At 38.2% G+C, this 21,142-nt stretch carries 18 protein-coding genes; 7 read left to right on the forward strand and 11 right to left on the reverse strand.

Annotated elements, in window-relative coordinates; translation table 11 throughout:
* Window positions 1-27: 27 nt before the first annotated feature.
* A complete protein-coding gene (gene aroG, locus H4J59_RS00305) occupies window positions 28-1,083 on the reverse strand; it encodes a 3-deoxy-7-phosphoheptulonate synthase AroG (protein ID WP_182235805.1) in 1,056 nt (351 codons plus the stop codon).
* A 228-nt stretch (window positions 1,084-1,311) separates the two neighbouring features.
* Between aroG and add the strand changes: the two genes are divergently transcribed.
* From add to deoD, 3 genes are all read left to right on the forward strand, one after another.
* Complete coding sequence (add, locus tag H4J59_RS00310) at window positions 1,312-2,331, forward strand: adenosine deaminase (protein WP_182235807.1); 1,020 nt, start codon at window positions 1,312-1,314, stop codon at window positions 2,329-2,331.
* Window positions 2,332-2,381: 50 nt separating this feature from the next.
* Window positions 2,382-2,552, forward strand: coding sequence for a XapX domain-containing protein (locus H4J59_RS00315; RefSeq protein WP_182137886.1), 171 nt, complete (start codon window positions 2,382-2,384; stop codon window positions 2,550-2,552).
* 128 nt (window positions 2,553-2,680) lie between these two features.
* On the forward strand, window positions 2,681-3,385 hold the full coding sequence (gene deoD, locus H4J59_RS00320; RefSeq protein ID WP_182235809.1) for a purine-nucleoside phosphorylase: 705 nt from the start codon (window positions 2,681-2,683) through the stop codon (window positions 3,383-3,385).
* A gap of 113 nt (window positions 3,386-3,498) precedes the next feature.
* Here deoD and H4J59_RS00325 read toward each other — a convergent pair whose 3' ends face one another.
* The 10 genes from H4J59_RS00325 to gyrA all read right to left on the reverse strand — a co-directional run bounded on the left by H4J59_RS00325 (window position 3,499) and on the right by gyrA (window position 14,929).
* Window positions 3,499-3,801, reverse strand: coding sequence for a helix-hairpin-helix domain-containing protein (locus tag H4J59_RS00325; protein WP_182235811.1), 303 nt, complete (start codon window positions 3,799-3,801; stop codon window positions 3,499-3,501).
* A 134-nt stretch (window positions 3,802-3,935) separates the two neighbouring features.
* Window positions 3,936-4,631 (reverse strand): orotidine-5'-phosphate decarboxylase, encoded by a 696-nt coding sequence (gene pyrF / locus H4J59_RS00330; protein WP_182235813.1) that lies wholly within the window; start codon window positions 4,629-4,631, stop codon window positions 3,936-3,938.
* Between the two features lie 119 nt (window positions 4,632-4,750).
* The gene (gene lapB / locus H4J59_RS00335; protein ID WP_182235815.1) at window positions 4,751-5,920 is read right to left on the reverse strand and encodes a lipopolysaccharide assembly protein LapB; all 1,170 of its coding nucleotides are present in this window, start codon (window positions 5,918-5,920) and stop codon (window positions 4,751-4,753) included.
* Between the two features lies 1 nt (window position 5,921).
* Window positions 5,922-6,173 (reverse strand): lipopolysaccharide assembly protein LapA domain-containing protein, encoded by a 252-nt coding sequence (locus H4J59_RS00340; RefSeq protein WP_182137881.1) that lies wholly within the window; start codon window positions 6,171-6,173, stop codon window positions 5,922-5,924.
* Between the two features lie 70 nt (window positions 6,174-6,243).
* Complete coding sequence (gene ihfB / locus H4J59_RS00345) at window positions 6,244-6,531, reverse strand: integration host factor subunit beta (RefSeq protein WP_077286743.1); 288 nt, start codon at window positions 6,529-6,531, stop codon at window positions 6,244-6,246.
* Between the two features lie 98 nt (window positions 6,532-6,629).
* Window positions 6,630-8,297, reverse strand: coding sequence for a 30S ribosomal protein S1 (rpsA, locus tag H4J59_RS00350; RefSeq protein WP_146879902.1), 1,668 nt, complete (start codon window positions 8,295-8,297; stop codon window positions 6,630-6,632).
* Between the two features lie 96 nt (window positions 8,298-8,393).
* Window positions 8,394-9,086, reverse strand: coding sequence for a (d)CMP kinase (gene cmk / locus H4J59_RS00355; protein ID WP_182235817.1), 693 nt, complete (start codon window positions 9,084-9,086; stop codon window positions 8,394-8,396).
* Between the two features lie 41 nt (window positions 9,087-9,127).
* A complete protein-coding gene (gene aroA / locus H4J59_RS00360; RefSeq protein WP_182235819.1) occupies window positions 9,128-10,486 on the reverse strand; it encodes a 3-phosphoshikimate 1-carboxyvinyltransferase in 1,359 nt (452 codons plus the stop codon).
* 101 nt (window positions 10,487-10,587) lie between these two features.
* Window positions 10,588-11,670: a 3-phosphoserine/phosphohydroxythreonine transaminase gene (gene serC / locus H4J59_RS00365; RefSeq protein WP_182235821.1), complete on the reverse strand. Its 1,083-nt coding sequence runs from the start codon at window positions 11,668-11,670 to the stop codon at window positions 10,588-10,590.
* A 508-nt stretch (window positions 11,671-12,178) separates the two neighbouring features.
* Window positions 12,179-14,929, reverse strand: a complete 2,751-nt coding sequence (gene gyrA / locus H4J59_RS00370; protein WP_182235823.1) for a DNA topoisomerase (ATP-hydrolyzing) subunit A — start codon at window positions 14,927-14,929, stop codon at window positions 12,179-12,181.
* Window positions 14,930-15,409: 480 nt separating this feature from the next.
* On the opposite strand from gyrA, the gene ubiG reads away from it, so the two are divergent.
* From ubiG to nrdB, 4 genes are all read left to right on the forward strand, one after another.
* The gene (gene ubiG / locus H4J59_RS00375; protein ID WP_182235825.1) at window positions 15,410-16,117 is read left to right on the forward strand and encodes a bifunctional 2-polyprenyl-6-hydroxyphenol methylase/3-demethylubiquinol 3-O-methyltransferase UbiG; all 708 of its coding nucleotides are present in this window, start codon (window positions 15,410-15,412) and stop codon (window positions 16,115-16,117) included.
* A 125-nt stretch (window positions 16,118-16,242) separates the two neighbouring features.
* A complete protein-coding gene (locus tag H4J59_RS00380; RefSeq protein ID WP_182235827.1) occupies window positions 16,243-16,920 on the forward strand; it encodes an HAD family hydrolase in 678 nt (225 codons plus the stop codon).
* 678 nt (window positions 16,921-17,598) lie between these two features.
* Window positions 17,599-19,869 carry a class 1a ribonucleoside-diphosphate reductase subunit alpha gene (nrdA, locus tag H4J59_RS00385; RefSeq protein WP_182235829.1) on the forward strand — a complete coding sequence of 757 codons (2,271 nt, stop codon included), beginning with the start codon at window positions 17,599-17,601 and terminating at the stop codon, window positions 19,867-19,869.
* Between the two features lie 142 nt (window positions 19,870-20,011).
* Window positions 20,012-21,142, forward strand: a complete 1,131-nt coding sequence (gene nrdB / locus H4J59_RS00390) for a class Ia ribonucleoside-diphosphate reductase subunit beta (protein ID WP_182235831.1) — start codon at window positions 20,012-20,014, stop codon at window positions 21,140-21,142.

Raw genomic sequence — 21,142 nt, forward strand, 5'->3', positions numbered from 1 at the left:
GCCTGTTTTTTCTTTCGGTGTTAGCTGCTACAAAACTCGACGCTGAATAACGGCTTGATCAAGTTCGGCGAGCAAGGTTTCAGTATCTTGCCAGCCAATACACGCGTCGGTAATGCTTTGGCCATAGGTGCCCGTTTCACCAAGCGCTAAGTCTTGACGACCTTCAACTAAGTGACTTTCTACCATCACACCAAAAATGTGCTTATTACCCGCACTCATTTGTTGGCAAACGTCACGACAAACTAACATTTGATTTTCAAACTTTTTGCTGCTGTTAGCATGACTAAAATCGATCATGATATTGGTATTTAAACCTGATTTATCAAGTTGTTCGGTAACAGATTTAACACTACCGGCATCAAAGTTTGTACTTCTACCACCACGTAAAATGATATGACAATCTTCGTTACCTGCCGTTTCAACAATGGCAGAATGACCATATTTAGTTACCGAAAGGAAATGATGTGAAGCGCTAGCAGCGCCAATAGCATCAATAGCAACTTTAATCGTACCATCGGTACCATTTTTAAAGCCAACTGGGCATGATAAACCTGAGGCTAATTCACGATGCACTTGGCTTTCTGTCGTGCGTGCGCCAATGGCACCCCAACACATAAAATCAGCCATATATTGCGGGGTGATCATATCTAAAAACTCACCGGCGGTAGGTAAGCCCAAGTTATTTAAATCAAGCAATAACTTACGGCCAATACGTAAACCATCGTTAAGTTGGAAGCTATTGTCCATATAAGGGTCGTTAATAAGTCCTTTCCAGCCGACAGTAGTTCTTGGTTTTTCAAAGTAAACGCGCATAACAATTTCTAGTGTGTCTTGATATTTCTCACGCAATTTAACTAACCGCTCACCATATTCTAAAGCCGCTTTGGGATCATGTATCGAACATGGCCCGATAACCACAAGTAAACGATCATCTTTATTATTAAAAATGTCACTTATCGCTTTTCTGCCAGCAAAAACCGACTTTGTTGCTTGTTCTGATGAAGGAAATCGCTCAAGTAACGCGATGGGAGGTAAAAGTTCTTTGATATTTTTAATACGAACGTCGTCGGTTTGCTCAAACATATTTTTTCTCTTTATACTGCGAATAATTGCTACTCAATATTTACGTCTAGACATCTAGATGATTAGTCTCTGACTAATTTATCAGTGTTATCACGCTAATAGCAACATAAAATACGAAAAAGACGGTATAATAAAATCATCTTACATCAGAGTAAAATAAATACGCTTATTGTAGAAAACTCTGGTCGTACTTTTCATCAAACACATTCATCTAGGTTGCCAATAACTATGACGCATTCTCAGCTACCCTTAATTGACTTACACCGACATTTAGACGGTAATATTCGCCCTAAAACCATTTGGGCATTAGCACAACAACATCACATCGTTTTGCCTGAAACTGACTTTGAAGCCTTTATTCCACATGTGCAAGTACAAGGCAGTGAAAGCGATTTATTAGCTTTTCTCAGTAAACTTGATTGGGGCGTTGCTGTGCTTAAAACCTTAGATGACTGCAAGCGCATAGCATTTGAAAACGTTGAAGATGCCTTTAACGCGGGTATTCATTATGCAGAATTACGTTTTTCACCCTATTACATGGCCATGAATAATAATCTTGTGGTTGCTGATGTTGTTGCAGCGGTTATTGATGGCGTTAACGCGGCATGTAAAATATATGACGTAAAAATTAACCTTATTGGCATTTTAAGTCGAACCTTTGGTGTAGAAAAGTGCCAAGCAGAGTTAGACGCCCTGCTTACTCATAAGCAACATTTAATTGCGATTGATTTAGCTGGAGATGAATATAATTTTCCAGGTGAAATGTTTGTTGATCATTTTAATCAAGTACAAAAAGCACAATTAAATGCCACTATCCATGCGGGTGAAGCAGCCGGGCCTGAGAGTATTTGGCAAGCAATAAACCAATTGCATGCTAAGCGCATTGGTCATGGTGTTGCGTGTCATCGTGACGAGAAGCTTATGGATTATATGGTAAAACATGATATTGCCATTGAGTCTTGTTTAACGTCGAACTATCAAACCGGTACCATTAAAGATTTAAGTCAACATCCCATTAAAGACTTTCTAGCCCGTGGATTATTGGTTTGTTTAAATACTGACGACCCTGCGGTACAAGGTATTGAGCTAAAAAATGAATATGATCTTGCTCGTAATACCTTAGGTTTTGATGATAAAGATATCAAGCAACTACAAGAAAACTCTCTGAAAGCGAGCTTTTTATCAGACAGTGAGAAATCAGCGTTAAAGCAAAAAGTGTTGAATAATAACTCAAATTCATTGTTGTAATTGTTGATCTTAAGTTAAAATAATTAATTAACAACCAACTAGGAGAACACGTGTACGAAGTTATTATCGCGACAATAACAGGTATTGTTGTAGGCTTGATATTTTCATTACTGAAATTACCCATACCTGCACCCCCTGTTTTATCGGGTATTGCCGGAATTTTCGGCATTTATTTAGGCGGCATCGGTTATCACTGGATCATCGAGCGCTTTTTCAGTTAGAATTCCACTTTAAATATTTAAAAGACATATCAGTAAAACATCCTTGATAGCGGCTGAATTGATACCATATATCAGCAATGGCTAAAAACTTACTGTGATTGAAACACCACTAACAAAGGTTAACTCTCATGGCAACAGCACACATAGAAGCAAACGCAGGTGATTTCGCTAAAACGGTACTTATGCCGGGCGACCCACTACGCGCAAAATATATAGCAGAAAATTTTCTTGATGATGCAAAATGTGTCACCCGCGTACGTAATATGTTTGGCTACACGGGTAGCTATAAAGGCAAACCCGTTTCAGTGATGGGCTCAGGAATGGGTATACCCTCTATTTCAATCTACGCGACCGAATTGTATAAAGATTATGGCGTTGAAAGCATTATTCGCATTGGCTCTTGTGGCGCAGTTCGTGATGATATAAAACTACGCGACATCATTGTTGGTATGGCTGCAAGCACAGACTCAAATGTTAATCGTTCACGTTTAAATGGCTGTGATTTCGCCGTTACTGCTGACTTTGAGTTATTACATAACGTGGTAAAAACAGCAGAAAAAACTGGTAAAAAAATTCGTGTAGGTAATATTTTCACCTCTGATTTATTTTACACACCGCAACCAGAAATGTTTGCCTTAATGGAAAAGTACGGTATTTTAGCCGTTGAAATGGAAGCTGCAGGCTTATACGGTGTTGCTGCTGAGTATGGTAAAAAAGCACTAACGGTATTAACCGTGAGCGATCATATTAAAACCGGTGAGCAAACTACAGCTGATGAACGTGAAACAACATTCAAAGATATGATGGAATTGACCCTAGATAGCTTGTTGTAAAGATTAAGCTAGACAATAAAAAACCAGTCAACAGACTGGCTTTTTATTTTCAAACTTTACTACTATATTGTTTAATCTTAATTATTTCATTGCCCCTACACAATTATTAATAATTACAACTTAATTCTTCCTTTATTAAGCTCTAATGTGTGCTGGCCTATACCCTTAACATGGCTTAACTCATCAAAAGATTTAAATTCACCATTTAACTCTCGATAAGCGATGATTGCTTTTGCTCGTTTTTCTCCCACACCTTTTAATAAAGCTAAAGTTTTAATATCCGCTTTATTAATATCAATAATTTGTATTTCTTGAGGTGAAATAACTGCTGGCGTTTCGTTGAAACCTACCGCTTGAAGTGGCAATGACATTACCGTAAATAAGATAACAAGAGAATAACAGATATACTTTTTCATAAAACTTTCCTTCTAATAAAATGAATTTCCATATAGGTGAATTATCATAAATAATAATTCACCTTATTAGGTTTAGAAGTCTTATCTTTATTTGTCAAATAGATAGGCTGATAAGTATAATTTAATCGTTGAAACTAACTAATTGATTGGTTAATTTCTTGTAATACAGCCTGTGGATTTTCAGCTTTAGTGATCGGTCGACCAATCACTAAATAGTCTACGCCAACATCTATTGCTTGTTGAGGTGTCATAATACGCTTTTGATCATCGGCATTGCTCCCTGCTGGGCGTATACCTGGTGTGACTAGTTTAAAGTCTTTACCTAATAATTGCTTCAGTGATTCGGCTTCCATTGCTGAACAAACAACACCGTCTAAACCGGCTTTTTTAGTCAAGGACGCTAGATCCAGTACATGTTCAGCCGGTGACTTAGTGATACCTATTCCCGCGAGATCTTCTGGCCCCATACTGGTTAAAACGGTAACCGCAATCAACAAGGGCGCCTTATCTCCATAAGGCAATAAAGCCGCTTTGGCTTTTTCCATCATTTTAAAACCACCAGAAGCGTGTACATTAACCATCCAGACCCCTAAATCAGCAGCGGCTACAACCGCTTTAGCGACAGTATTAGGGATATCATGAAATTTTAAATCAAGAAACACATCAAAATCACGCTGAACAAGTTCTTTAACAAAATCTGGGCCAAAATGAGTAAACATTTCTTTGCCTACTTTTAATCGACAATCACTCGGCTGAATTTTATCTACAAAAGATAATGCTTCATCTTTGTTATCAAAATCTAACGCCACAACGACTTTTGCATCTCTCATGCTGCTTTCCTTACTAGGTAAATATTGTTAATTATTATGTTTTGTCATTTGCATCAGCAAGTGAAAAATTTTAGGATTAATCTGCTAACACTTTAAAATTGGAGCACTAAAGTGTGGCATTACTCGCCATCTAAACCCCGTATAGGTTTAAGTTGCTCCCAGTCATGGCATGAAGGACATGACCAATAATGGGTGCTAGAATTAAAACCACAACTTCTACAACTATAGCGGTGCTTAACATTTAGATAGGCTGAAACAAGCTCACGGATCACTTCAAGATTTTCAGAGGTATTTTCAGACTCGCCATCATTCATTTGCATTTTCACAAAATACTTAAAACCACGAATAGTAGGTCGGCGATTTAATGCTGTTAATATAAATTTTTTCGCCTGATTAACACCCTTAACTTGCTCTATATGTGATAAATATTTGATAAGCGCTGATGTGGCACCCGTTTCTTCATAAACCTTTCTGATAAATTGGAAAAACTCTTCTTCAGCATCAAGTGCTTGATAACAAATAAACATTTTTTCTATTACATCAGGAAAAAATTCTTTATCTTGCTCATAAATAGCCTTATAGCATTGGCAGGCTTCATTATATTGCTGATGATTTTCATATATTTGTGCCATCAGCCAATTTGCTCGAGATGAATTAGGATCATGGCTTAATGCATTGTCTAATAGCTCAATAACTTCAATAAATTTATCTTTTTCTAATGCCAAAGTAGCAAGTTCACAATAGAAATTAGCTAAAGTATGTAAGAGTTTTATGTCACGAGTTTTTGCGATGGCTTTTTTAAGTGCAATACCTTGTTGCCAATCTTTAGTTGATTGATAAATCTTCATTAAAGAGCTTAGCGATTTCAAACCATAAATTTTTGATTTTAGTAATTTATGAAACATCGCTTCAGCGCGATCATATAATCCGGCGCTAAGAAAGTCTTTTGCCAATTCAAATACCGCTTGCTGTTTAGCACTATTAGGTAAGTGTTTTTGGCGCACTAAATGCTCATGCACTTTCAGTGCTCTATCAAGCTCACCGCGACGTCTAAATAAATTTGCCATGGCAAAGTGAGCTTCTACGGTATCATCTTCAACTTTTAACGCTTCAAGTAGATAATCAATCGCTTTATCTTGTTGATTTGAAAATAAATAATTTAATCCAGTAGAATATTTAATAGAAAGTTCTTGTGTAGCTGAATGGTCATTTTGTTTAACGCTATTGCGTCCCATAAACCAACCATAGCCCATAGCAACCGGTAACAATAAGAATAATAATCCTAGCATACTAAGACTTCTTCTCCGTATTCAGTTGATTATTTTTGCTGGTCTTTATCATACCAAGCAGCTTCCAAAACAAAGCAAATAATAATCCTAACACAAAACCTATTGAGGTAAATAAACTGACGGCTGCAGCAACTGAAAGGTTAGTTTTTGCAATTAAATAATTTAAGGTCAGTACTTGATCATTTTGACTACCAAAAACAAATGCAATGGCAAGTAAGATAAGAAAAAGAATAACAGTAATATAAAGGCGCATAATAGTTCGTCCAAAACAACACAAAAAAAAGGCATGCTGATAGCATGCCGTTTAGTCATCAATTCTGCAATTACGCGATTGAAAGATTTACTCTTTCACGTAATTCTTTACCAGGTTTAAAATGTGGAACATATTTTCCGTCAAGCTCGACAGACTCGCCAGTTTTTGGGTTCCGTCCCACACGAGGAGCGCGATAATGCAACGAAAAGCTGCCAAAACCTCTAATTTCAATACGCTCACCTTTTGACAAAGTGTGCGCCATCATTTCAAGAATTTCTTTAATAGCTTGTTCTACATCTTTCGCAGCTAAATGATTTAATTTATCTGCTAATCTTTCAATGAGTTCTGACTTGGTCATGTGACCTCCAGTGTTCACTATAGCTTCGCGCCATCGGATTTAAACAATAAAGAAGAACTACTTTATTGTAGTTCTTCTTCTCTTGGTATTGCTAGGAATTATATCTTAGCGTTTTTAAACGCTTCAGCCATTGCACTAAGACCAGATTCTTCTTCTGGTGCTTGGTTCAATGTATCCATAGCTTCACGCTCGTCTGCTTGATCTTTAGCTTTGATTGATAAGCTGATAGTGCGGTTCTTACGATCAACACCAACAAACTTAGTTTCAACGCTGTCATCTACAGATAATTCAGTGGTCGCATCTTCGATACGTTCACGTGAAATATCAGCAACACGAAGGTAACCTTCAACGCCTTCGGCTAATTCAATTTTAGCACCTTTAGCGTCTACTTCAATAACCTTACCTGTAACAATAGCACCTTTTTTGTTATCTGCAAGATATTGATTAAACGGGTCATCTTCAGTTTGTTTAACACCTAAAGAGATGCGCTCACGCTCTGGATCAACCTGTAATACTACCGCTGAAATCTCATCACCTTTCTTGTATTCACGAACAGCTTCTTCACCGCCAGCCCATGAAATATCAGATAAGTGAACAAGACCATCAATGCCGCCGTCAAGACCAATAAAGATACCAAAGTCAGTAATTGACTTGATCTTACCTGATACTTTGTCGCCTTTGTTGAAGTTCTTAGCGAACTCTTCCCAAGGGTTCGGGATACATTGTTTAAGGCCAAGAGAAATACGACGACGTTCTTCGTCAATTTCAAGCACCATAACTTCAACTGTATCACCTAAGTTAACAACTTTAGATGGGTGGATGTTTTTGTTAGTCCAATCCATTTCAGAAACGTGAACTAGACCTTCAACGCCTTCTTGAATCTCAACAAAACAACCGTAGTCAGTTAAGTTAGTTACGCGACCTGTAAGCTTAGCGCCTTCAGGGTAACGCTTAGCGATAGCAACCCATGGATCTTCGCCTAACTGCTTCATACCTAGAGATACACGAGTACGCTCACGATCAAATTTCAATACTTTAACTTGAATTTCATCACCAACATTTACGATTTCACTTGGGTGCTTAACACGTTTCCAAGCCATATCTGTGATGTGAAGTAGGCCGTCAATGCCGCCTAGGTCTACGAATGCACCGTAGTCAGTAAGATTCTTAACAATACCTTTAACTTCAATGCCTTCAGCAAGAGAAGCAAGAAGTTCATCACGTTCAACACTGCTTTCTGATTCGATAACAGCACGACGAGATACAACTACGTTATTACGCTTTTGATCAAGCTTAATAACTTTAAATTCTAAATCTTTACCTTCAAGATGAGTAGTGTCACGAATAGGACGTACGTCTACTAGTGAACCAGGTAAGAAAGCACGGATATTGCTAACTTCAACTGTGAAACCACCTTTAACTTTACCGTTGATAACACCGATAATAGTTTCTTTTTCTTCATATGCTTTTTCAAGCACTTGCCATGCTTCATGACGTTTAGCGTCATCACGAGAAAGAATAGTCTCACCGAAACCATCATCTGTAGCTTTAAGCGATACATCGACTTCATCACCAACAGATACTTCTACTTCGCCTGTAAGGCTTTTGAATTGGTCGATTGAAATAACAGATTCAGATTTTAAGCCAGCGTCAACTAAAACGTTGTCTTTTGTGATGGCGACTACAGTCCCTTTGATAATAGAACCAGGACGTGTTTCGATCGTTTTTAAGCTTTCTTCAAATAGTTGTGCAAAATTTTCAGTCATAACTTGTATATAAACTCAGTTATTAATCCAGTCAACGTCATTGTTTCATGGGGTAATTAAATAGTTGCCCAGTGCATCCTTACAGTAGGCGATAGGTTAATGTTCAGTTTGCATTAATCTTTCATTGCTAAATGAGAGGATTTTACTAACCACTTCTTCAATAGAAAGTTCAGTAGAATCAATAATTAACGCACCTTCTGCAGCAACAAGCGGCGCCACCTTGCGGTTTTGATCTCGCTCGTCTCTCAGACGTATGTCATCCAAAAGGCGCATTATTTTAACATCAAAGCCCTTTTCTTTCAACTGATTAAATCTTCTTTGCGCCCTTTCTTCAGCGCTGGCAGTCAAAAAAACTTTAACTGGTGCATCAACAAACACTACAGTGCCCATGTCACGCCCATCAGCAACTAAACCAGGTCCAACTTTAAAAGCACGCTGGCGTCGCAGTAAAGCTTCACGTACGCGAGGAAACGCAGCAACTTTCGATGCTAAAGCGCCTATTTCTTCCGTACGAATAGCGTTGGATACATCTTCGCCTTCCAAAATGACTTTACCTTCACCTTCATTACAGGTTTGAAACTGTACATCAAGATTCGCTGCTACAGGTAATAAAGACTGCTCGTCTTCTACGCTAATATTATGGTGCTGAGCCGCTACGGCTAATACACGATAAATGGCGCCACTATCTAATAAGTGCCAACCTAATTGCTCAGCGACAATACGCGCAACGGTACCTTTACCCGCACCACTTGGTCCATCAATTGTAATTACAGGGATTTGTTGGTTCATTCAATTCTTCCTAGCTGACTTTTTTCTAACACAATAAGGTGTTAGTTACTTGGGATTAACGTCAATCCTACTTGGTTTGCTAATGCAACAAAATTTGGAAACGAGGTCGCCACATTGTCACACTCTAAAATTGTTATTTCACCTGTAGCTCTTAGAGAGCTAATAGCAAATGACATAGCGATACGATGATCGTCATGGCTTTCAATCGTACCTGAAGTTAGCTGGCCACCAGTAATATCGATACCATCAGGGTAAACGGTACAATCAATACCTAGCTCAACTAAGCCATCTGCCATTGCTTGAATACGATCACTTTCTTTAACACGTAATTCTTCAGCACCTCTTAATCGTGTAATACCCGTTGCACATGCCGCAGCAATAAATATTGCTGGAAATTCATCTATAGCAAGTGGAACATCACGCTCATCAATATCGATACCTTTAAGCGGCGAAGATGATACCACAAGATCGGCAACAGGTTCACCTCCGGCTAGCCGTTCATTTGTAACAAGTATTTTGCCATTCATTTGCTGTAAAATATTAATGGCACCTATGCGTGTTGGATTCATCCCAACATTGCGAATAGTTATTTGTCCTTCTTTGGCAATTAAGCCTGCTACCATAAAGAAAGTAGCGGAAGATATGTCGCCTGGCACTTGAATATCACAGGCCGTTAACTTGTGACCACCTTCAATGGATATTTTCTTACCTTGTTCAGTTTCTATAGACTTAACTGGATAACCAAATGCCGTTAACATGCGTTCTGTATGATCGCGCGTAATGCCAGGCTCAGTCACTGATGTTGTGCCATCTGCGTACATACCAGCCAATAACACACAAGATTTTACTTGTGCACTAGCCATGGGTAATAAATAATCAATCGCATTTAGTTTTTCATCTGCGGCTAAACCACTACACACAACTGGCGGCGTACCGTCACTAGCGGCGGTAATATTAGCACCCATAAGTTGTAATGGTGTGATCACTCGCCCCATTGGACGTTTGTTTAAAGAATTATCGCCAGCCATACGAGTTTCAAAGCGTTGGCCTGCTAAAATACCTGAAAGTAGTCTAATTGATGTGCCTGAATTACCAATATCTAATAATCCATCTGGTTTGCTTAAACCATGTAAACCTTTACCCTGTACGGTAACATTGTGTTCGCTATCTGGGCCTTCAATTTCAATGCCCATAGCTTTAAATGTATTCATCGTTGCCAAGCAATCTTGACCAGGTAAAAAACCACTAATATGCGTGGTACCGTCAGCAAGCGCGCCAAACATTATAGAGCGATGAGAACAGGACTTATCACCCGGCACTAAAATATCTCCGCTGACTTTATGGCTAGGTTTAGCCGTTATTGTTAAGGTACTATTTTTTTTAATTTCTAGGTTTGACATTATGATTCCAGTTAAATCTTTCCTTTACGGAAACTTCTCGCTTAACCTAGGCCATTGCTTCACTAGGCTGCTATATTCATTATATTATTGCATGTTGACACTTAATGCTGTTGAGCAAAGCTGTCCATAAAATTAATCAATGCTTGCACGCCTTCTATTGGCATAGCGTTATATATACTCGCTCGCATTCCACCAACCATGCGGTGGCCTTTCAGAGCAGTTAAGCCCTGAGCTTCAGATTGTTTTACAAATTCAGCAGATAAGCTGTCATCCGTTAACCAAAAAGGTATATTCATCAAACTTCTATTTTCTGGCACTATTGAGTTTTTGTAAAAAGTACTTTGATCAATATATTGATAAAGTAACTGCGCTTTATGCTGATTAATTTCAGCCATGGCACTAACACCACCTTTAGCTAATAACCAGTCAAAAACAAGACCCGCTAAGTACCAAGCATAAGTCGGTGGTGTGTTATACATTGAGCCATTTTTAGCCTGTATCTCATAGTTCAAAATTGATGGAGTATCTAAATGCGCCTTACCCAATAAATCTTCACGTACGATAACTAAAGTTAAACCCGACGGGCCAATATTTTTTTGCGCGCCGGCGTAAATCAAGCCAAATTTGCTCACGTCAAATTCACGTGACAAAATAGTTGACGACATATCAGCAACCAAGGGAATATTACCGGTATTTGGCACTTCGAAAATTTCGATGCCGTCTACTGTTTCATTGGGGCAATAATGTACATAGGCTGCATCTGGGCTAATGGGCCATTCGCTACTGGGTTTAATACGCTGAACGCCATCAGTATTATCTATTGCATTGAACACATTAATATTGCCGTAATGACTGGCTTCTTCTGCCGCTAATTTAGACCAAGAGCCACTGACGATATAATCTGCTTTTTTAGTCTCGCCCAACAAGTTTAAAGCAACAGCAGAAAACTGACCGCGACCTCCACCGTGACAAAAAAGCACTTTATAATTTTCAGGAATAACCATCAGCTTACGTAAATTTGCTTCAGCTTGTTCTGCAACAACAAGAAACTCTTTACTTCTATGGCTCAGTTCCATCACAGAGCTACCGGTATCGGCAAAATTTAAAAATTCACTCTGCGCTTTGTTCATTACATCGACAGGTAACATCGCAGGACCTGCGCAAAAATTGTAAACACTAGACATTTAACACTACACCCTTATTTATTAAACTTATTAAATTATAATTGGCCTGACATTAGATCATCAATAGCAAGTTATTCTATTATCTCACGGTATTATACCAGTTCCATTAAATTTTTGATCTTGTTGTGCGCAGGAAAAACAAATCAAGACACAGGTTTATTGTTTCAAACTAAAGCTAAGTACTCACCTTTATATGAACAACACAGCTTTGGGCTATTTTAACGAGCACAAGTGGATAATAACTTAATGGCATTGGTATTTTACTTAATTAATTATCTTTTCATTTTTAATGATGAAAATGAAAAGATAGCTCACTTCATTAATCAAATTGGTATGATAACCACTGTAAAAATTCACATGAAATTTAACCGCTACTAGCATACCTGTTTGGTACCCAGCATCAATTCAAAAATAGAATTTGATATAACCATTATCAAGCTAATTAAATGGCTAAATTTTACGCATAAAAAAAGGCGGTTATAACCGCCTTTTTATAAATTAACGACAGTTACTCTGGCGTATCGTCATTATTGAGTGTTGGCTCATCGCCTTCACTTTCGCTCTCTATATCAATATCAGTTTCAGTTTCAGGCGCGTTTACTTGCTCACCCTCTATGACTTGAATTGGCACTAGCTCGCCATCCTCGTTTTCTTCAAATACTTCAACTTCTGCTATTTCATCGATACGTTGTAAGGCAACAACATGTTCACCTTCCATGGTACGTATAATACGAACACCTTGAGTATTACGACCAATCACACTAACTTCACTAACACGAGTACGCACTAGGGTACCATTATCTGTGATCAGCATGATTTCGTCTTGTTCTTCAACTTGCACCGCGCCAACAACAGGGCCGTTGCGTTCGCTGACTTTAATTGAAACAACACCTTTAGTTGCACGACTCTTCGCAGGATACTCATCTAATGCCGTACGCTTACCGTAGCCATTTTCAGTAATGGTCATGATTGGACCATCATTGGTAGGTACAATTAAAGAAACGACTTTTTGATCACCCTCTAACTTGATACCACGAACACCAGTACCTGTACGACCAATAGGTTTTAATGCCCATTGCTCTAGACCTGTTTCAGGATCAATTTTTATTTCGCCTGTTTCACTGTCACGTCTTTTTTCATTAAAACGCACCACTTTACCAGCGTCAGAGAACAACATAATGTCGTTAGCTCCGTCAGTAATAGCAACACCAATGAGGGTATCATCATCACGTAAATTCAGCGCAATAATACCATTAGCACGTTGATTTTTATAAGCGGTCAAAGCGGTTTTCTTCACCGTACCTGACGCGGTTGCCATAATAATGTATTTATCTTCTTCGTATTCGCGTACGGGTAAAATAGCCGTAATACGTTCACCTTTATCAAGCGGTAAAATATTAACGATTGGACGACCACGAGCGGTACGACTTGCTAATGGCAACTCGTATACTTTTAACCAATAGAGTTTACCGCGGTCAGAGAAACATAAAATTGTGTCATGTGTGTTGGCTATCAGTAAGCGTTCAATGAAGTCTTCTTCTTTCATTTTCGTCGCTGCTTTACCTTTACCGCCGCGACGTTGCGCTTGATAATCACTTAATATTTGATACTTAACATAGCCTTCATGAGAAAGCGTTACCACCACATCTTCTTCGGTGATCAAATCTTCCATAGATAAGTCATGTGAAGCATTCGTAATTTCAGTGCGACGTTCATCACCAAATTCATCACGAATCGCTTCAAGCTCTTCACGAATAACTTCCATTAAGCGAGAAGGTGTTGCCAATATATAAAGTAATTCAGCAATTACATCTAATAATACCTTATATTCACTTAAAATTTTCTCGTGTTCTAAGCCCGTTAACTTATGTAAACGTAAATCAAGAATCGCCTGTGCTTGTGGTGGCGTTAAAAAATATTGTCCATCACGAATACCAAACTCTTCTTCAACCCACTCAGGACGTGCAGCGTCATCACCGGCAGCAGCTAACATGTCAGCCACAAGACCTAAGTCCCAGCCACAAGCTAATAATTGCTCTTTTGCTTCGCCTGGTGTTGGTGATTTTTTAATTAATGCGATAATTGGGTCGATGTTAGAAAGTGCAATCGACAAACCTTCCAATAAATGTGCGCGTTCTCGTGCTTTGCGCAACTCAAAGATAGTTCTGCGTGTGACCACTTCACGACGGTGTAAAACAAAGGCATCAATCATTTCACGCAGGTTAAATAGTTTAGGTTGACCGTTGGTCAAAGCCACCATATTTAAACCAAATGAAACTTGCATTTGAGTAAGCTTATATAAGTTATTTAAGATAACTTCGCCCACTTCACCACGTTTCACTTCTATCACCATACGCATGCCGTCTTTATCAGACTCATCACGTAAAGCAGAAATACCTTCTAAACGTTTTTCTTTCACCAAGTCGGCCATTTTTTCAATCAAACGGGCCTTGTTAACTTGGTAAGGTAATTCGTAGACAACAATGGTTTCTTTACCCGACTTCTCATCAACTTCGATTCTAGCTCGAGCACGAATTTTAATTTTACCACGGCCAGTAAGGTAAGCTTCTTGAATACCCGCGCGACCGCTGATAATACCCGCTGTTGGAAAGTCTGGACCGGGGATATATTCTAATAACTCTTCAAAACTAATATCGTCATTTTCTATAACCGCTAAACAACCATTAATAACTTCAGTTAAGTTATGAGGAGGAATATTAGTTGCCATACCTACTGCGATACCTGAGGTACCATTGACAAGTAGGTTAGGAATGCGCGTTGGCATTACCGCTGGTATCATTTCTGTGCCGTCGTAGTTGGCAACGTAATCAACAGTTTCCTTGTCTAAATCAGCCAAAATAGAATGGGCGATTTTCGACATTCTAATTTCGGTATAACGCATAGCCGCCGCTGAATCACCATCAACAGAACCAAAGTTACCTTGGCCATCAACAAGCATGTAGCGTAATGAAAATGACTGCGCCATTCGAACAATAGTGTCATAAACAGCAGTATCACCATGTGGATGATACTTACCTATAACATCACCAACAACACGTGCTGATTTTTTATACGGCTTGTTAAAGTCGTTACCCAACACATTCATCGCAAAAAGTACGCGACGATGCACTGGCTTTAAGCCATCACGTACATCTGGTAATGCACGACCTACGATTACACTCATCGCGTAATCTAAATAGGAGCTTTTTAGCTCGTCCTCAATATTGACAGGAGCAATATTATTCGCCAAATCGGTCATAAATTGATGGTATCCCTTAACGTAAATCTAATTCAGAAAATTTCGAAATTATTATATTTATAATTAACACAGCATACTAGCATAAATATTTGTCATGCCCTACCGCTTTGTATGGCTTAATCTTGCCGTTAAAAAGGTAAAGTTTCAAGTAAATGCTAGATATTAACCACAACAATAATATGGATTTGATTTTAGAGGTATTTATCAGCTAAATTCAAGCGCCTATGCCTAAAAATATTAGCGCTTATTAGGGTGTTAAACATATCTCATATTCAAGCACTTATTTTACCATCATTGTCATCGATATACCTACGACCTGATTGAGAAAAAACAAAGCAATGTGCTACTAGCAATTAGATTGCAAATAAAAAACATCACCATTTTTGCTGTCGATTTAAGGTCAATCAACTTTCACACTAGGCTTGCAGTAATTATTGCTTTAGAATTGACGATATTAAAAGACCAACAACGATGGTAGTTATGTCTAATCCTTTAAACGTTAATCCAGACGAAATCGCTAAATTTGAACAAGTTGCTAGCCAATGGTGGGAACTTGATGGTGATTTTAAGCCTCTACACCAAATTAATCCTTTACGCCGACAGTTTATTTGCCAGCATGTCGGCGATATTTCTGAAAAAAAAATAATTGATGTCGGTTGTGGTGGTGGTATTTTAGCAGAAAGCCTTGCGCAACTTGGTGCAGATGTTACTGGCATTGATATGGGACAAGCGCCCTTAAATGTTGCCAAGCTGCATGCTTTAGAAGCCGGTGTTAGTGTTGACTATCAAAAAATAACCGCCGAAGAAAAAGCCCAAAAACAGCCACAACACTACGATGTCGTTACTTGTATGGAAATGCTCGAACATGTGCCTGATCCCGAATCTATTATAAAGGCCTGTGCACAAATGGTTAAACCCGGTGGCTTTGTTTTTTTCTCTACCCTGAATAAGTCATTAAAAGCCTATTTATTGGCGATAGTCGCCGCAGAGAAGATTTTGAAGCTTGTGCCTAATGGCACTCATGACCACAAGAGTTTTATTCGCCCATCAACATTAATAGCATGGGCTGAGTCGTATGAGCTGAAATGCATCGATGCCGCCGGTATTCACTATAATCCGTTGACTGAAAATCATAAGTTAAACTCATCACTTGATGTCAACTATATTCTTTGCTGTCAACGCGTTTAGCTGTGCTAACTTAACGCTGAAACTGCCGCTTAAAATAGCATGGGTGCAAATTAACGTGTTAATAAAATTTTATTTTCGCCGCTACCCCGCCGATAAAAATAATTATAACGAAATAGAGCGATATTATGACAACTCCCCATCATTCCACTGTGCAACTTGCCAGTGTACTTTTTGATTTAGACGGCACACTGTTAGATACCGCTGATGATTTAGGCGCGGCATTAAACCATGTCTTAAGCCATTACAATAAGCCCACTGTCGCCGCAAAAGATTATCGCCCTATTGCTTCAGACGGTGCTTTAGGCTTGCTAAACCTAGGTTTTGGCTCAGCTATTAAACAATATGACTATGAAGTTTTGCGTCAACAATTTCTCAATTACTATCAAGAAAATATCGCTGTGCATACCTGCCTTTATCCAGGCGTTGCTCAATTACTGAAAAAATTAGAAACCGACAATATACCTTGGGGTATTATCACCAACAAGCCTGAGGGCTTAACAAAACTGCTTTTACCTTATTACCCTGAATTTGCAAACTGTGCTGTTATGGTCGGTGGTGACACCTTAACTAAACGAAAGCCTGATCCTGAGCCAATATTACACGCTTGTCAGCAAATTAATGTTGATAATAAACAGTGTTTTTATGTTGGCGATGCTCTGCGTGATATCCAAGCCGGTAATAGCGCCAAGATGACTACGTTCGTGGCTAAATGGGGATATATTCTTCACAACGAAAATTGTCAAACTTGGCAAGCAGATCATATCGTCGCTACACCATTAGACCTACTCAGCTTTATTAACTGATACTGAGTTATTAACCGACACTGAATAATAAGCTGCACTACTCTGTTATTTTTAGAACAGCTTTACTTTGCTTATTACATTAAGCGATTAACCCGTTTTATCAACACTAAATCTAGCCCAATGCCAAATGAGTATAAATATTAAAATCAGTACACTTTCGTGGCTAATCACACCTTCTTATTCACTAGCGTTCTAAATAATAGCATCAAAATATCATCTATTAGCGTTGATAAAATAATCATTCGTCAATTAATGCGCCCAAGAATCAACCAAAAACATAAGCCATTGAATAATAAGAGTTATTATTTTCATATTACCTTTAGTCATATAAACTTTAAAAAATAACTTAAAATAATTTAGGGCTAAAAAAAAATTAAAATAACCGTTGCGTTTTAGAAAAATCAAAATTGAAAAGAGCTACTAAGTTAGTTGTTACTAACAGAACTTTCACTGTAAAAAAAGCAACCAATATTAGACAACTTTTATTCTTGCAATATCACGAAAACCGCACTATCTTGTGATTAGTTTCTTAAAAACCCCAAGATATAGTGCATTTTTCATTCAAAGGCATTTTGAATGAAATACAATTTACCTTGTGTAAATATCATCTTGAGGCAATGAACATTATATCCATCTATTTTGGGTATTTATAACAACAAACAGATTTACAGGTACTGCATGACTAACAAACTTTTTGTCACAAAACGCAATGGTTCAAAAGAACTCATCGACTTAGAAAAAATCCATAAAGTAATTGCTTGGGCTGCTGAAGACCTAGACAATGTCTCCGTCTCTCAAGTTGAACTGAAGTCTCATATTCAGTTCTATGATGGTATTAAAACGTCTGACATTCATGAAACTATTATTAAAGCAGCGGCTGATTTGATCTCAGAAGAAACACCTGATTATCAATATTTATCTGCGCGCTTAGCTATATTCCATTTGCGCAAAAAAGCCTACGGCCAGTTTGAGCCACCTAAGCTTTACCCACATGTTGTAAGATTAGTAGAGGCGGGTAAATACGATCAGCATTTATTAATTGATTACACTGCTGACGAATTTGAACAATTAGAAAGCTTTATGGACCACGGCCGTGATTTAAATTTCAGTTACGCAGCAGTAAAACAGTTAGAAGGTAAATACCTAGTACAAAACCGTGTCACCGGTGAAATTTATGAAAGTGCACAATTTCTTTATATTTTAGTCGCGGCTTGTTTATTCGCTAAATACCCGAAAGAAACGCGCTTAGATTATGTTAAAGGTTTTTATGATGCTATCTCTACCTTTAAAATTTCGTTGCCAACACCTATTATGGCCGGTGTACGTACCCCCACTCGTCAATTTTCATCATGTGTATTGATTGAGTGCGGCGATAGTTTAGATTCAATCAATGCTACCTCAAGTTCCATTGTTAAGTATGTTTCTCAACGTGCTGGTATTGGTATCAATGCCGGGCGTATTCGTGCATTAGGCAGCACTATTCGCAATGGCGAAGCATTTCATACCGGTTGTATTCCATTTTATAAGCACTTTCAAACCGCGGTAAAAAGCTGTTCACAAGGTGGTGTTCGTGGTGGTGCAGCGACCCTGTTCTATCCACTTTGGCATTTAGAAGTTGAAAGCTTACTCGTACTTAAAAATAACCGTGGTGTTGAAGAAAACCGCGTTCGTCATCTAGATTACGGCGTACAATTTAATAAATTAATGTACCAACGCTTAATCAAAGGTCAATCTATTACTTTGTTTAGCCCAAGTGATGTACCTGGTTTATACGATGCATTCTTTGAAGATCAAGAAAAATTTGAAGCGCTTTATGTTCAATATGAAGCTGATGATTCAATTCGTAAAAAGTGTATTAAAGCGATAGAACTGTTCACTTTATTTGCTCAAGAACGTGCCAGTACAGGTCGTATTTATTTACAAAACGTTGATCACTGTAATACACATTCTCCATTTGACCCCACTGTGGCACCGATTCGTCAAAGTAATTTATGTCTAGAAATTGCCTTACCTACCAAGCCAATGGAAGATGTTAATGATCCCAATGGTGAAATTGCCCTATGTACATTATCAGCGTTTAACTTAGGTGCTATTAAAAGCCTTGACGAATTTGATGGTTTAGCTGACTTAGCCGTACGTGCTTTAGATAGCTTATTAGATTATCAAGATTACCCAGTACCGGCAGCACATACCGCCACTATGGGGCGTCGTACATTAGGTATAGGTGTGATTAACTACGCTTATTACTTAGCAAAAAATGGGGTTTACTACTCAAATGGTAGTGCTAATAACCTAACTCATCGTACTTTTGAAGCCATCCAATACTACTTGCTAAAAGCGTCAAATCAATTGGCGATTGAACAAGGTGCTTGTCCTAAGTTTAATGAAACGCGTTTATCTCAAGGTATATTACCTATCGATACTTACAAAAAAGAAATCGATAATGTTACCGCTGAACCCTTACATTTAGACTGGGAGTCGTTGCGCGCTAGTATTAAAAAACATGGCGTTAGAAACTCAACCGTATCAGCATTAATGCCGTCAGAAACCTCATCACAAATCTCTAATGCAACTAATGGTATTGAACCGCCTCGTGGTTTAATCAGTATTAAGGCCAGTAAAGATGGTGTTTTAAAGCAAGTTGTACCTGAATATGAAAAATTAAAAGATAATTATGAACTTCTTTGGAACATTCCAAGTAATGAAGGGTATCTACAATTAGTTGGCATTATGCAAAAGTTTATCGATCAAACTATTTCAGCCAATACCAACTACGACCCTTCTCGTTTTGAAGGTGGCAAAGTGCCAATTAAACAAGTATTAAAAGATATTTTAACCGCTTATAAGCTTGGTGTTAAGACGATGTATTATCACAACACACGTGATGGTGCTGACGACAACCTAATAGAAGCTGAAGACGATTGTGCCGGCGGCGCATGTAAAATATAAAACACCACCAGAGGAAAACACCTGGTTTTCCTCTTTTTTTGCCAATTTATATATCTGGCATAAAAACTAATAAAAATTAGCTTAATTACTATTAAAAAATGAAATATCGCGCCTCAAATGGCGCTATTTCTAGGAGATATAAATGTCGTACACTACGTTTAACCAAACAGCTAACAATGCCTTGTTAGAGCCAATGTTTTTGGGAAACAGTGTTAATATTGCACGATACGATCAACAACGTTTTATGGCGTTTGAAAAACTGATCGAAAAACAATTATCATTTTTTTGGCGTCCAGAAGAAATTGACGTATCAAAAGACCGTGCTGATTGGCAGAGTCTAACTGACTCTGAAAAACATATTTTTATATCTAATTTAAAATATCAAACGCTACTCGATTCAATAACGGCACGTTCAGTTAACACGATATTATTGCCACTAGTTTCATTGCCTGAAGTCGAAACATGGATTGAAACTTGGGCTTTTAGTGAAACTATTCATTCTCGCTCATACACCCATATTTTACGTAATTTATTTACTGACCCTAGTGAAGTGTTTGACGACATCATGGTGAATCCGTCAATTTTGAAGCGTGCTACCAGCATCGCAAAGTATTTTGACTCGGTTATTATCACCACACAATTATTACAGTCGCAAGGCCCAGGTAGTTATCAGGTTGAAGGTAAAACTATCGAGGTTAGCGAACGTAAATTAAAAGAGCGACTATTTTTAGCCATTTGTTCGGTAAATGCCTTAGAAGCTATTCGTTTTTATATTAGTTTTGCTTGTTCTTTCGCCTTTGCAGAACGTGAGTTACTTGAAGGTAATGCAAAAATCATTAAACTCATTGCCCGCGACGAAGCACTGCATTTAACCGGTACACAACATATTCTTAATAACTGGATGTCAGGTCGAGACGACCCTGAAATGCAAGAAATATCTAAAGCCTTGCGTGAAGAAGGTAAAGAGATTTTTATGGATGTAGTAGAGCAAGAAAAAGAATGGGCTGATTATCTATTTAAAGATGGCTCAATGATTGGACTTAACGCTGCTATATTAAAGCAATACATTGAATATATTAGTAATCAACGTTTAACTGCCATTGGCTTTGATGCACCATTTGATATAAAAAGTAACCCATTACCTTGGATGAATTCCTATTTAGTGAGTGACAATGTACAAGTAGCGCCACAAGAAACTGAAATTTCTAGCTACTTAGTTGGACAAGTTGACTCATCAGTATCAAGTGATGATTTTGACGACTTCGATTTATAA

This window comes from Colwellia sp. MB02u-10, assembly GCF_014077185.1.
Taxonomy (GTDB): Bacteria; Pseudomonadota; Gammaproteobacteria; order Enterobacterales; family Alteromonadaceae; genus Cognaticolwellia.

Coding starts and splice junctions, on each gene's coding strand:
- aroG (WP_182235805.1), bottom strand. CDS start 1,083: ATGTTTGAGCAAACCGACGACGTTCGTATTAAAAATATCAAAGAACTT.
- add (WP_182235807.1), top strand. CDS start 1,312: ATGACGCATTCTCAGCTACCCTTAATTGACTTACACCGACATTTAGAC.
- deoD (WP_182235809.1), top strand. CDS start 2,681: ATGGCAACAGCACACATAGAAGCAAACGCAGGTGATTTCGCTAAAACG.
- H4J59_RS00325 (WP_182235811.1), bottom strand. CDS start 3,801: ATGAAAAAGTATATCTGTTATTCTCTTGTTATCTTATTTACGGTAATG.
- pyrF (WP_182235813.1), bottom strand. CDS start 4,631: ATGAGAGATGCAAAAGTCGTTGTGGCGTTAGATTTTGATAACAAAGAT.
- lapB (WP_182235815.1), bottom strand. CDS start 5,920: ATGCTAGGATTATTATTCTTATTGTTACCGGTTGCTATGGGCTATGGT.
- H4J59_RS00340 (WP_182137881.1), bottom strand. CDS start 6,173: ATGCGCCTTTATATTACTGTTATTCTTTTTCTTATCTTACTTGCCATT.
- ihfB (WP_077286743.1), bottom strand. CDS start 6,531: ATGACCAAGTCAGAACTCATTGAAAGATTAGCAGATAAATTAAATCAT.
- rpsA (WP_146879902.1), bottom strand. CDS start 8,297: ATGACTGAAAATTTTGCACAACTATTTGAAGAAAGCTTAAAAACGATC.
- cmk (WP_182235817.1), bottom strand. CDS start 9,086: ATGAACCAACAAATCCCTGTAATTACAATTGATGGACCAAGTGGTGCG.
- aroA (WP_182235819.1), bottom strand. CDS start 10,486: ATGTCAAACCTAGAAATTAAAAAAAATAGTACCTTAACAATAACGGCT.
- serC (WP_182235821.1), bottom strand. CDS start 11,670: ATGTCTAGTGTTTACAATTTTTGCGCAGGTCCTGCGATGTTACCTGTC.
- gyrA (WP_182235823.1), bottom strand. CDS start 14,929: ATGACCGATTTGGCGAATAATATTGCTCCTGTCAATATTGAGGACGAG.
- ubiG (WP_182235825.1), top strand. CDS start 15,410: ATGTCTAATCCTTTAAACGTTAATCCAGACGAAATCGCTAAATTTGAA.
- H4J59_RS00380 (WP_182235827.1), top strand. CDS start 16,243: ATGACAACTCCCCATCATTCCACTGTGCAACTTGCCAGTGTACTTTTT.
- nrdA (WP_182235829.1), top strand. CDS start 17,599: ATGACTAACAAACTTTTTGTCACAAAACGCAATGGTTCAAAAGAACTC.
- nrdB (WP_182235831.1), top strand. CDS start 20,012: ATGTCGTACACTACGTTTAACCAAACAGCTAACAATGCCTTGTTAGAG.